Origin of the sequence: Enterobacter cloacae complex sp. P42RS, assembly GCF_014930595.1 — a bacterium.
GTDB lineage: Bacteria > Pseudomonadota > Gammaproteobacteria > Enterobacterales > Enterobacteriaceae > Enterobacter > Enterobacter bugandensis.
On record NZ_JADBRK010000007.1, the window covers coordinates 94,864 to 107,985 of the forward strand.

The following is a 13,122-nucleotide window of genomic DNA, read 5'->3' on the forward strand; positions in this document are numbered from 1 at the left end:
GCACACAATGGATAAATTTCGTGTACAGGGGCCAACGCGTCTCCAGGGCGAAGTCACAATTTCTGGCGCGAAGAACGCCGCGCTGCCAATCCTCTTTGCTGCGCTGCTCGCGGAAGAGCCGGTAGAAATTCAGAACGTACCGAAGCTGAAAGATATCGACACGACCATGAAGTTGCTCACCCAGTTGGGCACTAAAGTTGAGCGCAACGGTTCCGTCTGGATCGACGCCAGCAACGTGAACAACTTCTCTGCGCCTTACGATCTGGTTAAAACCATGCGTGCATCTATCTGGGCGCTTGGCCCGCTGGTGGCACGTTTCGGTCAGGGTCAGGTTTCGCTGCCGGGCGGTTGCGCCATCGGCGCGCGTCCGGTTGACCTGCATATTTTTGGCCTGGAGAAACTGGGCGCAGAGATCAAGCTGGAAGAGGGTTACGTTAAGGCCTCCGTCAACGGTCGTCTGAAAGGCGCGCACATTGTCATGGACAAAGTGAGCGTAGGCGCTACCGTCACCATCATGTCTGCGGCAACGCTGGCAGAAGGTACCACCATCATCGAAAACGCCGCGCGCGAACCGGAGATCGTGGATACCGCCAATTTCCTCGTGGCGCTGGGCGCGAAGATTTCCGGCCAGGGTACTGACCGCATCACCATTGAAGGCGTTGAGCGTCTGGGCGGTGGTGTGTATCGCGTTCTGCCGGACCGTATCGAAACCGGCACCTTCCTGGTGGCTGCGGCGATCTCTGGCGGTAAGATTGTCTGCCGTAATGCACAGCCAGACACTCTGGATGCCGTTCTGGCGAAGCTGCGTGAAGCGGGTGCCGATGTTGAAACCGGTGAAGACTGGATCAGCCTCGACATGCACGGCAAGCGTCCTAAAGCGGTGACCGTGCGTACGGCTCCGCATCCGGCATTCCCGACCGATATGCAGGCACAGTTCACTCTGCTGAACCTGGTTGCCGAAGGAACCGGTGTGATTACCGAGACGATTTTCGAAAACCGTTTTATGCACGTACCGGAACTGATCCGTATGGGTGCACATGCTGAGATCGAAAGTAATACCGTGATTTGCCATGGCGTTGAGAAACTGTCCGGTGCTCAGGTAATGGCAACGGATCTGCGTGCGTCTGCAAGCCTGGTGCTGGCGGGCTGTATCGCGGAAGGCACAACGGTGGTGGATCGTATTTATCACATCGATCGTGGCTATGAACGTATTGAAGACAAACTGCGCGCGCTGGGTGCCAATATCGAGCGTGTGAAGGGCGAGTAATCGTTCCGGCAGCCCCCTGCCAGAAATGACCGGGGGGTTGCTATTCCTGTCAAAAAAACCGTTATCCCTGCGGTTCTGTTTTTGCTTTTCTCTGGCGCATCATGCGCGTTCTGTCGATAAATTCATGAGTAACAGGATCGTGATAACGTGAAGGCCAGATCACCCACGGGTGCGTTTCCAGCGCCGTCGCGATAATCAATTCTCCCTTTGGCCAGGGGCGGGTCAGGGCGTTGGCCAGGGTGGAAGAACTCAGACCATGGCGGCGGGACTCTGCTGCAAGTGACGTACCTCTTTTGCGCAGTGCCGCAATGATATCTGCCGTATGCCAGTCGATAAATTTCGTATCCATAACGCTGTCCTTATGTTCGGATTCACCTACGCCGTTTCTTCTGAAACGACTGGCTTACTATACTCATTTCGACTTCTTGTTCTAAAAAGTTCGCGTTACTTGAAGGGATATTCAGAATAAGACATGGCTTTATTCATGCGGGCTTTAACCCGATTCATTTACATGAATGCGGAATTTACTGGTGCGTTTTTGAACCTCCCCGCGATGGATACGGGGAGGTGGGTGCAAGATTAACGGTCGCGTTGAACAGCGATGTGGGCAAGACCAATCAGAGCATCGCGCCATGGGCTGTCTGGAATAACCTGGAGAGCTTCGATGGCTTTGTCAGCCTCTTCTTCAGCACGCTGACGCGTCCATTCCAGCGAGCCGCAGATGGCCATCGTTTCCAGTACAGGTTCCAGAAGATGGCGGCCATTTCCCTGTTCGATCGCCTCACGGATCATTTTCGCCTGATCGGCCGTTCCGTTACGCATCGCGTGAAGCAGCGGCAGGGTCGGTTTGCCTTCGTTCAGGTCATCGCCAACGTTTTTGCCAAGCGTTTCGCCGTCTGCGCTGTAGTCCAGCAAATCATCAATCAGCTGGAAGGCCGTACCCAGATAGCGTCCATAATCCTGTAGTCCTTTCTCCTGCGCCTCGGAACAGCCAGCCAGGATGCCGGAACACTGGGCGGCCGCTTCAAACAGGCGCGCTGTTTTGCTGTAGATAACGCGCATGTAGTTTTCTTCAGTGATGTCCGGGTCGTTGACGTTCATCAGCTGCAGCACTTCGCCTTCAGCGATAACGTTGACGGCTTCGGACATCACCTCGAGCACTTTCAGAGAGCCCAGGCTGGTCATCATCTGGAAGGCGCGGGTATAGATAAAGTCCCCGACCAGAACGCTGGCGGCGTTCCCGAAGGCAGCGTTTGCCGTGGCTTTGCCACGACGCATATCGGATTCATCCACAACATCGTCATGCAGAAGCGTCGCGGTGTGAATAAATTCGATCAGCGCGGCGATCGTCACGTGGGCATTTCCCTGATAGCCAACGGCTCTGGCAGCCAGAATGGCAATCATCGGGCGAATGCGTTTACCGCCGCCGCTGACAATGTAATAGCCCAACTGATTGATCAGCTGAACGTCAGAGTTGAGTTGCTCCAGGATTGCTGCATTTACACCCGCCATATCTTGCGCGGTTAACTCGTTGATTTTTTCTAAATTCATCGCAAAAGCCGGGCTTTTTATCCTGTTGATCCCATCTTCAATGGGGTAACGAAGGGTTTCGGTTTATCAATAGTAGTGCTGATTGTACTGAAAAAACGGCTCAGATAAACGTTACCGTACGTGTTGTGTTTTTTTTCTTCATGTATTGACGGTAGCACTTGTCAAAGGCTCGCGTTTTGCGTAATATTCGCGCCCTATTGTGAATATTTATAGCGCACTCTGATTCATACGAGGACGTGCGCGGAAGCGGAGTTTATATGTACGCGGTTTTCCAAAGTGGTGGTAAACAACACCGAGTAAGCGAAGGTCAGACCGTTCGCCTGGAAAAGCTGGACATCGCAACTGGCGAATCTGTTGAGTTCGCAGAAGTTCTGATGATCGCAAACGGTGAAGAAGTCAAAATCGGCGTTCCTTTCGTTGATGGCGGCGTTATCAAAGCTGAAGTTGTTGCACACGGTCGTGGCGAGAAAGTTAAAATCGTTAAGTTTCGTCGTCGTAAACACTACCGTAAGCAGCAGGGCCACCGTCAGTGGTTCACTGATGTGAAAATTACTGGCATCAGCGCCTAAGACCTGAGGAGAGATTTAAATGGCACATAAAAAGGCTGGCGGCTCCACACGTAACGGTCGCGATTCAGAAGCTAAACGCCTGGGCGTTAAGCGTTTCGGTGGCGAATCCGTTCTGGCGGGTAGCATCATCGTTCGTCAACGTGGTACCAAATTCCACGCTGGCAACAACGTAGGTTGCGGTCGTGACCACACTCTGTTTGCTAAAGCAGACGGTAAAGTGAAATTTGAAGTTAAAGGCCCGAACAACCGTAAATACATCAGCATCGTTGCTGAGTAAGGTTTTCTCGGTCCGGTAACGGATTAAAGCCCCGCAACGTGTTGCGGGGCTTTTTACATTGGAAACCCGGAAAATTTTCTGTAGGGAAAACGGGCATGAAGCAGCAGGCCGGCATTGGTATTCTTTTGGCGCTCACGACCGCAATGTGCTGGGGTGCGCTGCCAATTGCAATGAAGCAGGTACTGGAAGTGATGGAGCCGCCTACGGTGGTCTTTTATCGCTTCCTGATGGCAAGCATTGGTCTCGGGACCATCCTTGCAGTTAAAGGCAAGCTTCCACCGCTACGGCTCTTCCGCAAACCTCGATGGCTGGTGTTACTGGCCATTGCGACGGGCGGTCTGTTCGGTAACTTTATCCTGTTCAGCTCTTCCCTGCAGTATTTGAGCCCTACGGCGTCTCAGGTGATTGGTCAGCTTTCGCCTGTGGGCATGATGGTCGCGAGCGTGTTCATCCTCAAAGAGAAGATGCGCGGGACGCAGATTATCGGGGCAAGCATGCTGCTATGCGGCCTGGTGATGTTCTTCAACACCAGCCTGATCGAGATTTTTACCCGGCTTACGGACTACACCTGGGGCGTGATCTTCGGCGTGGGTGCAGCAACGGTCTGGGTGAGCTATGGCGTCGCGCAAAAGGTGTTATTGCGTCGCCTGGCCTCACAGCAGATCCTTTTTTTGCTGTACACTTTGTGTACAGTGGCATTATTGCCGTTAGCGAAGCCGGGCGTCATTACCCAGCTGAGCGACTGGCAACTGGCGTGCCTCATTTTTTGTGGGCTTAACACGCTGGTCGGTTATGGCGCGCTGGCGGAAGCGATGGCGCGCTGGCAGGCAGCACAGGTGAGCGCATTGATCACGCTTACCCCGCTGTTTACGCTGTTATTTTCAGATTTGTTATCAATGGCCTGGCCCGATGTCTTCGTCAGACCGATGCTCAACCTGTTGGGCTATCTCGGTGCGTTTGTCGTGGTTGCGGGCGCGATGTATTCCGCCATTGGTCATCGTCTTTGGGGACGTTGGCGCAAAAATGAAGCGGTCGTAGTAGTCCCCCGCTCAGGCGAATGAGTTACGGAGAGTAAAATGAAGTTTGTTGATGAAGCGACGATTCTGGTCGTGGCAGGTGATGGCGGTAACGGTTGTGTAAGCTTCCGCCGTGAAAAATATATTCCTCGTGGCGGCCCTGACGGCGGTGACGGTGGCGATGGTGGTGACGTGTGGCTGGAGGCGGATGAAAACCTCAACACGCTGATCGACTACCGCTTTGAAAAATCCTTCCGCGCAGAACGCGGACAGAACGGCCAGAGCCGTGACTGTACCGGTAAACGCGGTAAAGACGTGACCATTAAAGTTCCGGTTGGTACGCGCGTTATCGATCAGGGCACCGGTGAAACCATGGGCGATATGACCAAACACGGTCAGCGCCTGATGGTCGCAAAAGGCGGCTGGCACGGTCTGGGTAACAGCCGTTTCAAATCTTCCGTTAACCGTACCCCGCGTCAGAAAACGATGGGTACCCCGGGTGATAAGCGCGACCTGCAACTTGAACTGATGCTGCTGGCTGACGTGGGCATGCTGGGTATGCCAAACGCCGGTAAATCGACGTTCATTCGCGCCGTCTCTGCGGCCAAGCCAAAAGTAGCGGACTATCCGTTTACCACGCTGGTACCAAGCCTCGGCGTTGTCCGTATGGATAACGAGAAGAGCTTTGTGGTCGCCGATATTCCGGGCCTGATTGAAGGCGCCGCGGAAGGGGCTGGCCTGGGTATTCGCTTCCTGAAGCACCTTGAGCGTTGCCGCGTACTGTTGCACCTCATCGACATCGATCCAATCGACGGTTCCGATCCGGTTGAAAACGCCCGTATCATTATCGGTGAGCTGGAAAAATACAGCGAAAAACTGGCGAGTAAGCCACGCTGGCTGGTCTTCAACAAGATCGACCTGATGGATAAAGCAGAAGCCGAAGCGAAAGCCAAAGCGATTGCCGAAGCGATGGGCTGGGAAGATAAATACTACCTTATCTCCGCGGCAAGCCAGGTTGGCGTGAAAGATCTCTGCTGGGATGTGATGACCTTCATCATCGAGAACCCTGTCGTTCAGGCTGAAGAAGCGAAACAGCCAGAAAAAGTCGAATTCATGTGGGATGACTACCACCGCCAGCAGCTCGAAGAGCTGGAAGCGGAAGAGGAAGACGACTGGGACGATGACTGGGATGAAGACGACGAAGAAGGCGTCGAGTTCATCTACAAGCACTAATATCTGTCCAAAGCCCCCATCAGGGGGCTTTTTTCATTCCAGCGTTGAGGGCAGCCAGCAGCTTGCTATCAGGCCGCCTTCAGCACCATTCTCCAGCATCAGCTTACCGTGATGAAGCTGCAGGATGCGCTGTACGATACTCAGGCCCAGGCCGCTGCCGCCGTAACGCTGATCGAGGCGACGGAACGGCTCCGTGATCGACTGTCGATGCGCTTCGTCAATACCAGGCCCCTGATCGATAACGCTGAGCTGCGTACCGCCTTCGACCTCGGTAAGCGTCACGGTAATCGTGGTGCCTGTCGGGCTGTAGCGCCCGGCATTCTCCAGCAGGTTGCGCAGCATCAGCCTCAGCAGTACCGCGTCTCCCTGAACAGTGAGCGCGCTTTTAGCAGGCCAAATCACCGTATGCTCTTTGGCTTCATGCTCAAGACCAAGAGGCGTGATAATGGTGTCCGTCCAGTTGATGGTTTCATAGTGGCCGCTCGCCATTGCCTGTCCTGCACGGGCCAGCATCAGCAGTTGCTCAACGGTGTGCATTAGCTGGTCAATACGGCTGATGAGCGTCGTGGCCTGCGTAGAGCCTGACTGGGCCATGAGCTCCAGATGGAGCCTGATTCCGGCAAGAGGCGTTCGCAGTTCATGGGCGGCGTCAGCCGTGAAGAGACGCTCCTGCTGAATGGTACTGTCCAGCCTGGCGAGTAGCTGATTGAGCGAGGTGGTAACGGCGCCGATTTCTTCCATGTCGGAATACATAGGAAGTGGGGTTAGGTTATCCGCCGAACGGTTAGCCAGGCTCACGCGCAGTTTGTTCAGCGGTCGGGTTATCCAGGTGACCGCCCAGAACGAGAAAAATAACGTAAACCCAACCATCACCAGAGAAGGAACCAGCAGCGAGGCAATCGCTTCGCGGATCTCTTTCTCGACGTGGTTGTTACGCGATTTTGCCGACAGCGTTTCGTTCACCAGAAAGCCAATCTGCTCGCGGCTTTCGTGCCACAACCAAATGACGCTTATCAGCTGGAAAAATAACAGAATGACCGCCAGCAACACCATTAATCGCCGACGCATGCTGTTCATTTCTGGCTCTCCAGGCGGTAGCCAACGCCGCGGACGGTTTTAATCCGGTCTTTGCCGAGCTTACGACGCAGGTTGTGGATGTGGACTTCCAGGGTATTTGACCCCGGATCGTCCTGCCAGGAATAGATATCCTGCTGAAGGGTTTCTCTGTGTACCGTTTGTCCGCTGCGCATGATCAGACGCGTCAGCAAGGCGAACTCTTTTGGAGTGACTTCAACGGGCTGGGACTGGCGCAATACCTGCTGGGTTTGCAGATTCAGGGTAATGTCCCCGTCGGTTAGTAAGTTATCACTATGGCCCTGATAACGGCGTATTAACGCTCGCACCCGAGCCTGAAGTTCTGCAAGCGCAAAGGGCTTCACCAGGTAATCATCGGCGCCAGCATCAAGGCCGGTAATACGATCTTCAATGGCGTCGCGTGCCGTCAGGATTAACACCGGATTGGCGATGCCCCGGCGACGCCACTGGGTAAGCAGCGTCGCGCCGTCTTTGTCCGGCAAGCCCAGGTCAAGGATCACCAGGCTGTATTCGCCGCTCTGGATCAGGGCATCTGCTTCTGCCGCGGTGCCGGCACAGTCCAGGGCATAGCCTTCATTGGCGAGTCCCAGAGCCAGTCCTTCCTGTAATAACAGATCGTCTTCAACTATAAGTAGTTTCATCGCTAGTTATTCTGGTAGATGTCTTTATAAAGCCTGCTTTCGAAGCGAACCAGTGGAATACGGCGGTTGCGCTGGTCGGTCGGTTCGACGGCATAGCCGGAAAGATACTGCACGAATGCCATGCGCTGTCCGCTGGCGGTCGTGATGAACCCTGCCAGGTTATACACCCCCTGCAGTGAACCTGTTTTCGCGGATACTTTGCCATCCACACCTGCCGCGTGAAGCCCGGCGCGGTATTGCAGCGAACCGTCGTGTCCGGCAAGCGGCAGCATTGAGATAAAGTTTAGCTCAGTGTCATGTTGTGCAATGTACTGAAGCACCTGCATCATGGTGGCCGGGGCAATCAGGTTATGACGCGATAATCCTGAACCATCAACGGCGATAGTGTTACCCAGATCGATCCCCGCCTGCTGGCGCAGGATCTGACGAACAGCGTCTGAGCCCGCGCGCCAGGTTCCCGGCACGCCGAAACGCGCGTGGCCAATCATGCGGAACACGGTGTCGGCAATCATGTTGTCAGACTTTTTCAGCATAATTCGCAGCAAATCGTGCAGCGGTGGCGACTGTTTGCTGGCAATGACCGTTCCGGGCTGGTTGACCTGCGTCTGGCGTAGCAGCGTGCCGGAGTAGGTTATTCCCGCCTGCTTCAGCTCATCCTTGAGAATCGCACCCGCATAGCTTGCGCCATCCTGAATCGCGAAGGCCAGCGGCAGGGGATCGGCGCGCTGCGTCAGGCAGCCGGTGAGGGTGTAGCGGTTAAGATCGCCAGGCACCACGTCCAGTTCGCAGTACTGGGCATCAGGGGAGCCTTTAGCCAGCGTTCGCACCTGGCTAAACATGGTCACCGGATAGTAAGATGCCACGCGAATGAACGCTAAATCATCTGGCTTGGGCGCGCTGTAAAGGGAAATCGAAAAGCAGTTGCGGTCAACAATCGCGGCGGCTGGCGGGGCGCTAAAGCACTGCGTCATGTCGTTCCACGGCCAGCCTGGTGCTTTATCGTGGCTGGCAAAAATGGAGGTATCGATCAGCACGTTGCCATCGATTTTTGTCACGCCGGATTTTTTCAACACCGCTACCATGTTGCGGATATCCTGGCGCTTAAAGGTGGGATCGCCACCGAAACGGGCGATAAGATCGCCTTTCAGTTCGCCACCGTCGACGTTACCTTTGGTTTCAAGCGTGGTGGTAAAACGGAAGTCAGGCCCGAGTTGGAGCAGGGCGGCGAGGGCAGTGATCACCTTCTGGGTACTGGCAGGCAGCGCCATCTGTTGACTATGATAGTCAATCTCGGGAGCCTGTGCGCCAACCTTCTGCACCATCAGGGCGAGGTTCGCGCCTGCGGGGAGCTGATTAATGTACTCATCAACATTCGCGGCCTGGGCGGTGAACGTTATACTGGTAGTCAATCCGATGATAAAACTGGAAAATCGCATAATCTCGCGCTAACAACCCGAAAACAAACCGTCATACTACGGTGCATGGCACTGCAAAGTAAACGATGACCCATAGTGAACTTCGCGGTAAAATGCGTATCAAATTGAAAAATTGCTGCTGACCTGGGGCGTCGCTCCCGGGTCGGTTTTCTTTTTGCTTCTTGCCCGCTTCGGGGGGCAGGAGCAGGGAACACTGCTCCCAACAGGAATGTTTAAGAGGTATAACAAATGCAAGCTATTCCGATGACCTTACGTGGTGCCGAAAAACTGCGCGAAGAGCTGGATTTCCTGAAATCCGTGCGTCGCCCTGAAATCATCGCCGCTATCGCGGAAGCCCGTGAGCATGGCGACCTGAAAGAGAATGCTGAATACCATGCGGCGCGCGAGCAGCAGGGTTTCTGTGAAGGGCGCATTAAAGATATCGAAGCGAAACTGTCTAATGCACAGGTTATTGATATCACCAAAATGCCTAACAACGGTCGCGTGATCTTTGGTTCTACCGTCAGCGTTCTGAACCTCGACAACGATGAAGAGCAAACCTATCGCATCGTGGGCGATGATGAAGCAGACTTCAAACAGAACCTGATTTCGGTGAACTCACCCATTGCTCGCGGCCTGATTGGCAAAGAGCAGGACGATGTTGTCACCATCCGCACCCCTGGCGGTGAAGTGGAATACGAAATTATCAAGGTTGAATACCTGTAATTCGCTTCTCTACTAAGATGTTGATACATTGTAAAGAAAAGAAAAAGGCCGCATAGCGGCCTTTTATCAACTCAAGGAGCATGGCATTTTGCTGAGCCTGCTGAAAGAAATCCCTCGTTTCACACAGAAAATGTGATTGATTCAGGATATCCTTAGCGTGGCAGCGAGATTTTACGCTCTTTAGATGGGCGATAGAGCACCAGCGTTTTACCGATGACCTGTACATTACAGGCGCCGGTTTCGCGCACGATGGCTTCCACGATCAGGTTTTTAGTGTCTCTGTCTTCAGAGGCGATTTTCACCTTGATCAGCTCGTGGTGTTCCAGCGCTTGTTCAATCTCGGCAAGCACCCCTTCGGTCAAACCATTGTTGCCAAGCATGACTACAGGCTTGAGCGGATGTGCCAGACCTTTAAGGTGCTGTTTTTGTTTAGTACTCAGATTCATCGTATATTTTTGCTTACGTTGGGATTGAAAACGGTTCATTCTACCGCCATCTCCCTTATATCGCCAAATAGCTGCGTAGAAATTTACGTCACAGGCAAGCAACGATGAACCAGGACGGAAATGTTAAATGACAGGTAAAAAGCGTTCTGCCAGTTCCAGCCGCTGGCTTCAGGAACACTTTAGCGATAAATATGTTCAACAGGCACAGAAAAAGGGGTTACGTTCCCGTGCCTGGTTTAAACTTGATGAAATACAGCAAAGTGACAAACTTTTTAAGCCGGGGATGACGGTTGTCGACCTCGGTGCGGCACCTGGCGGATGGTCCCAGTATGCGGTAACGCAGATCGGCGGAACGGGCCGAATCATTGCGTGCGATCTTTTACCAATGGATCCCATCGTTGGTGTCGACTTCCTTCAGGGCGACTTTCGTGATGAATTAGTGCTGAAAGCGTTACTTGATCGTGTTGGTGACAGTAAGGTCCAGGTTGTCATGTCGGATATGGCACCAAATATGTGCGGAACACCGGCGGTGGATATCCCCCGCGCCATGTATCTGGTGGAGCTAGCGTTAGAAATGTGTCGTGATGTACTAGCGCCTGGTGGTAGTTTTGTTGTGAAGGTGTTTCAGGGCGAAGGTTTCGAGGAGTATCTTAAGGAAATTCGCTCCCTGTTTGCGAAGGTCAAAGTTCGTAAGCCGGACTCTTCCCGGGCCCGTTCCCGTGAAGTGTATATTGTAGCGACCGGGCGAAAATGATAACCGGGAGATTTCAGACGAAAGTTTGAATGAAACTGGATATAGAGTATCCTGACGCTGTTTTTAACACAGTTGTAATATGAGGTTAATCCCTTGAGTGACATGGCGAAAAACCTAATACTCTGGCTGGTCATTGCCGTTGTGCTGATGTCAGTATTCCAGAGCTTTGGGCCCAGCGAGTCGAATGGCCGCAAGGTGGATTATTCTACCTTCCTGCAAGAGGTCAATCAGGACCAGGTTCGCGAAGCGCGTATCAACGGACGTGAGATCAACGTTACCAAGAAAGATAGTAACCGTTACACGACTTACATCCCGGTGAACGATCCTAAGCTGCTTGATAACCTTCTGACCAAAAACGTCAAAGTGGTAGGCGAGCCGCCAGAAGAACCAAGCCTGCTGGCTTCTATCTTCATTTCCTGGTTCCCGATGCTACTTCTTATCGGCGTCTGGATCTTCTTTATGCGCCAGATGCAGGGCGGCGGTGGCAAAGGTGCCATGTCGTTCGGTAAGAGCAAGGCGCGTATGCTGACGGAAGACCAGATCAAGACCACGTTTGCTGACGTCGCCGGTTGTGACGAAGCAAAAGAAGAAGTGGGTGAACTGGTTGAATACCTGCGCGAGCCGAGCCGTTTCCAGAAACTGGGCGGTAAGATCCCGAAAGGCGTCCTGATGGTAGGCCCTCCGGGTACCGGTAAAACCCTGCTGGCGAAAGCCATCGCGGGTGAAGCGAAGGTGCCGTTCTTTACTATTTCAGGTTCTGACTTCGTTGAAATGTTCGTGGGTGTCGGTGCATCTCGTGTGCGTGACATGTTCGAGCAGGCCAAGAAGGCAGCACCGTGCATCATCTTTATCGATGAAATCGACGCCGTAGGCCGCCAGCGTGGCGCGGGCCTGGGCGGTGGTCACGATGAGCGTGAGCAGACCCTGAACCAAATGCTGGTTGAGATGGACGGCTTCGAAGGTAACGAAGGTATTATCGTTATCGCGGCGACTAACCGTCCGGACGTACTTGACCCTGCGCTGCTGCGTCCAGGCCGTTTCGACCGTCAGGTTGTTGTCGGTCTGCCGGATGTTCGTGGTCGTGAACAGATTCTGAAAGTGCACATGCGTCGCGTACCGCTGGCGCCAGATATCGACGCGGCAATCATTGCGCGCGGTACCCCGGGCTTCTCCGGTGCGGACCTGGCTAACCTGGTCAACGAAGCTGCACTGTTTGCCGCTCGCGGTAACAAGCGCGTGGTCTCCATGGTGGAGTTCGAGAAAGCGAAAGACAAAATCATGATGGGTGCGGAACGTCGCTCCATGGTGATGACGGAAGCGCAGAAAGAGTCCACGGCTTACCACGAAGCGGGTCACGCGATTATCGGTCGCCTGGTGCCGGAACACGATCCGGTACACAAGGTAACGATTATTCCGCGCGGCCGTGCGCTGGGTGTGACCTTCTTCCTGCCTGAGGGCGACGCGATCAGCGCCAGCCGTCAGAAGCTGGAAAGCCAGATTTCGACCCTGTACGGCGGTCGTCTGGCAGAAGAGATCATCTACGGTCCGGAACATGTTTCTACCGGTGCGTCGAACGACATTAAAGTGGCGACAAACCTGGCGCGTAACATGGTGACTCAATGGGGCTTCTCCGACAAACTCGGTCCGCTGCTGTATGCAGAGGAAGAGGGTGAAGTATTCCTGGGCCGCTCCGTGGCGAAAGCAAAACATATGTCCGATGAGACGGCACGTATCATCGACCAAGAAGTGAAAGCGCTGATTGAACGTAACTACGGTCGCGCGCGTCAGATCCTGAACGACAATATGGACATTCTGCATTCGATGAAAGATGCGCTCATGAAATATGAGACCATCGATGCACCGCAGATTGACGACCTGATGGCTCGCCGCGAAGTGCGTCCGCCAGCAGGCTGGGAAGACCCAGGCGCTTCCAACAATTCTGACAACAATGGTACCCCGCGCGCGCCTCGTCCGGTCGATGAACCGCGTACGCCAAACCCGGGCAACACCATGTCAGAGCAGTTGGGCGACAAGTAAGTCACTGCTGTTGAAGCGTTTGTCTGTACCCCAAACCCTGGAGCTTGCTCCGGGGTTTTTCTTTTCCGTTAAACCATACTAAAACCAGGGATTTA

General features: G+C 53.9%; 14 protein-coding genes. 8 read left to right on the forward strand and 6 right to left on the reverse strand.

What is annotated here, in order from left to right; translation table 11 throughout:
- Positions 1-7 precede the first annotated feature (7 nt).
- Positions 8-1,267 carry a UDP-N-acetylglucosamine 1-carboxyvinyltransferase gene (gene murA / locus IM314_RS11670; RefSeq protein ID WP_028014560.1) on the forward strand — a complete coding sequence of 420 codons (1,260 nt, stop codon included), beginning with the start codon at positions 8-10 and terminating at the stop codon, positions 1,265-1,267.
- Positions 1,268-1,328: 61 nt separating this feature from the next.
- Here the strand turns inward: murA and sfsB are convergent, their stop codons facing one another.
- Both sfsB and ispB read right to left on the reverse strand, forming a co-directional pair.
- Positions 1,329-1,616 carry a DNA-binding transcriptional regulator SfsB gene (gene sfsB / locus IM314_RS11675; RefSeq protein ID WP_028014559.1) on the reverse strand — a complete coding sequence of 96 codons (288 nt, stop codon included), beginning with the start codon at positions 1,614-1,616 and terminating at the stop codon, positions 1,329-1,331.
- A 230-nt stretch (positions 1,617-1,846) separates the two neighbouring features.
- Complete coding sequence (gene ispB, locus IM314_RS11680; RefSeq protein WP_028014558.1) at positions 1,847-2,818, reverse strand: octaprenyl diphosphate synthase; 972 nt, start codon at positions 2,816-2,818, stop codon at positions 1,847-1,849.
- Between the two features lie 257 nt (positions 2,819-3,075).
- Here ispB and rplU point away from each other — a divergent pair, with 257 nt between their 5' ends.
- The 4 genes from rplU to cgtA all read left to right on the forward strand — a co-directional run bounded on the left by rplU (position 3,076) and on the right by cgtA (position 5,913).
- A complete protein-coding gene (gene rplU / locus IM314_RS11685; protein WP_003025032.1) occupies positions 3,076-3,387 on the forward strand; it encodes a 50S ribosomal protein L21 in 312 nt (103 codons plus the stop codon).
- 19 nt (positions 3,388-3,406) lie between these two features.
- The gene (rpmA, locus tag IM314_RS11690; RefSeq protein ID WP_004385076.1) at positions 3,407-3,664 is read left to right on the forward strand and encodes a 50S ribosomal protein L27; all 258 of its coding nucleotides are present in this window, start codon (positions 3,407-3,409) and stop codon (positions 3,662-3,664) included.
- Positions 3,665-3,759: 95 nt separating this feature from the next.
- A complete protein-coding gene (locus IM314_RS11695) occupies positions 3,760-4,725 on the forward strand; it encodes a DMT family transporter (protein WP_028014557.1) in 966 nt (321 codons plus the stop codon).
- A gap of 15 nt (positions 4,726-4,740) precedes the next feature.
- Complete coding sequence (gene cgtA, locus IM314_RS11700; RefSeq protein WP_014885381.1) at positions 4,741-5,913, forward strand: Obg family GTPase CgtA; 1,173 nt, start codon at positions 4,741-4,743, stop codon at positions 5,911-5,913.
- Positions 5,914-5,946: 33 nt separating this feature from the next.
- On the opposite strand, the gene pmrB is transcribed toward cgtA, so the two are convergent.
- Genes pmrB through dacB form a run of 3 tightly spaced genes read right to left on the reverse strand, consistent with a single transcriptional unit; the run spans position 5,947 to position 9,085 of the window.
- The gene (pmrB, locus tag IM314_RS11705) at positions 5,947-6,990 is read right to left on the reverse strand and encodes a two-component system sensor histidine kinase PmrB (protein ID WP_041907874.1); all 1,044 of its coding nucleotides are present in this window, start codon (positions 6,988-6,990) and stop codon (positions 5,947-5,949) included.
- The gene (pmrA, locus tag IM314_RS11710) at positions 6,987-7,649 is read right to left on the reverse strand and encodes a two-component system response regulator PmrA (protein WP_028014555.1); all 663 of its coding nucleotides are present in this window, start codon (positions 7,647-7,649) and stop codon (positions 6,987-6,989) included. The genes pmrB and pmrA overlap by 4 nt, the downstream gene beginning before the upstream one ends.
- Positions 7,650-7,651: 2 nt before the next feature.
- Positions 7,652-9,085, reverse strand: a complete 1,434-nt coding sequence (gene dacB, locus IM314_RS11715; protein ID WP_028014554.1) for a serine-type D-Ala-D-Ala carboxypeptidase — start codon at positions 9,083-9,085, stop codon at positions 7,652-7,654.
- Positions 9,086-9,313: 228 nt separating this feature from the next.
- On the opposite strand from dacB, the gene greA reads away from it, so the two are divergent.
- A complete protein-coding gene (greA, locus tag IM314_RS11720; RefSeq protein WP_006812122.1) occupies positions 9,314-9,790 on the forward strand; it encodes a transcription elongation factor GreA in 477 nt (158 codons plus the stop codon).
- Between the two features lie 152 nt (positions 9,791-9,942).
- Here the strand turns inward: greA and yhbY are convergent, their stop codons facing one another.
- The gene (gene yhbY, locus IM314_RS11725) at positions 9,943-10,236 is read right to left on the reverse strand and encodes a ribosome assembly RNA-binding protein YhbY (RefSeq protein WP_003861814.1); all 294 of its coding nucleotides are present in this window, start codon (positions 10,234-10,236) and stop codon (positions 9,943-9,945) included.
- Between the two features lie 127 nt (positions 10,237-10,363).
- Here yhbY and rlmE point away from each other — a divergent pair, with 127 nt between their 5' ends.
- Both rlmE and ftsH read left to right on the forward strand, forming a co-directional pair.
- On the forward strand, positions 10,364-10,990 hold the full coding sequence (gene rlmE, locus IM314_RS11730; protein WP_003861812.1) for a 23S rRNA (uridine(2552)-2'-O)-methyltransferase RlmE: 627 nt from the start codon (positions 10,364-10,366) through the stop codon (positions 10,988-10,990).
- Between the two features lie 102 nt (positions 10,991-11,092).
- Positions 11,093-13,027 carry an ATP-dependent zinc metalloprotease FtsH gene (gene ftsH / locus IM314_RS11735; protein ID WP_013098921.1) on the forward strand — a complete coding sequence of 645 codons (1,935 nt, stop codon included), beginning with the start codon at positions 11,093-11,095 and terminating at the stop codon, positions 13,025-13,027.
- The last annotated feature ends 95 nt before the right edge of the window (positions 13,028-13,122 follow it).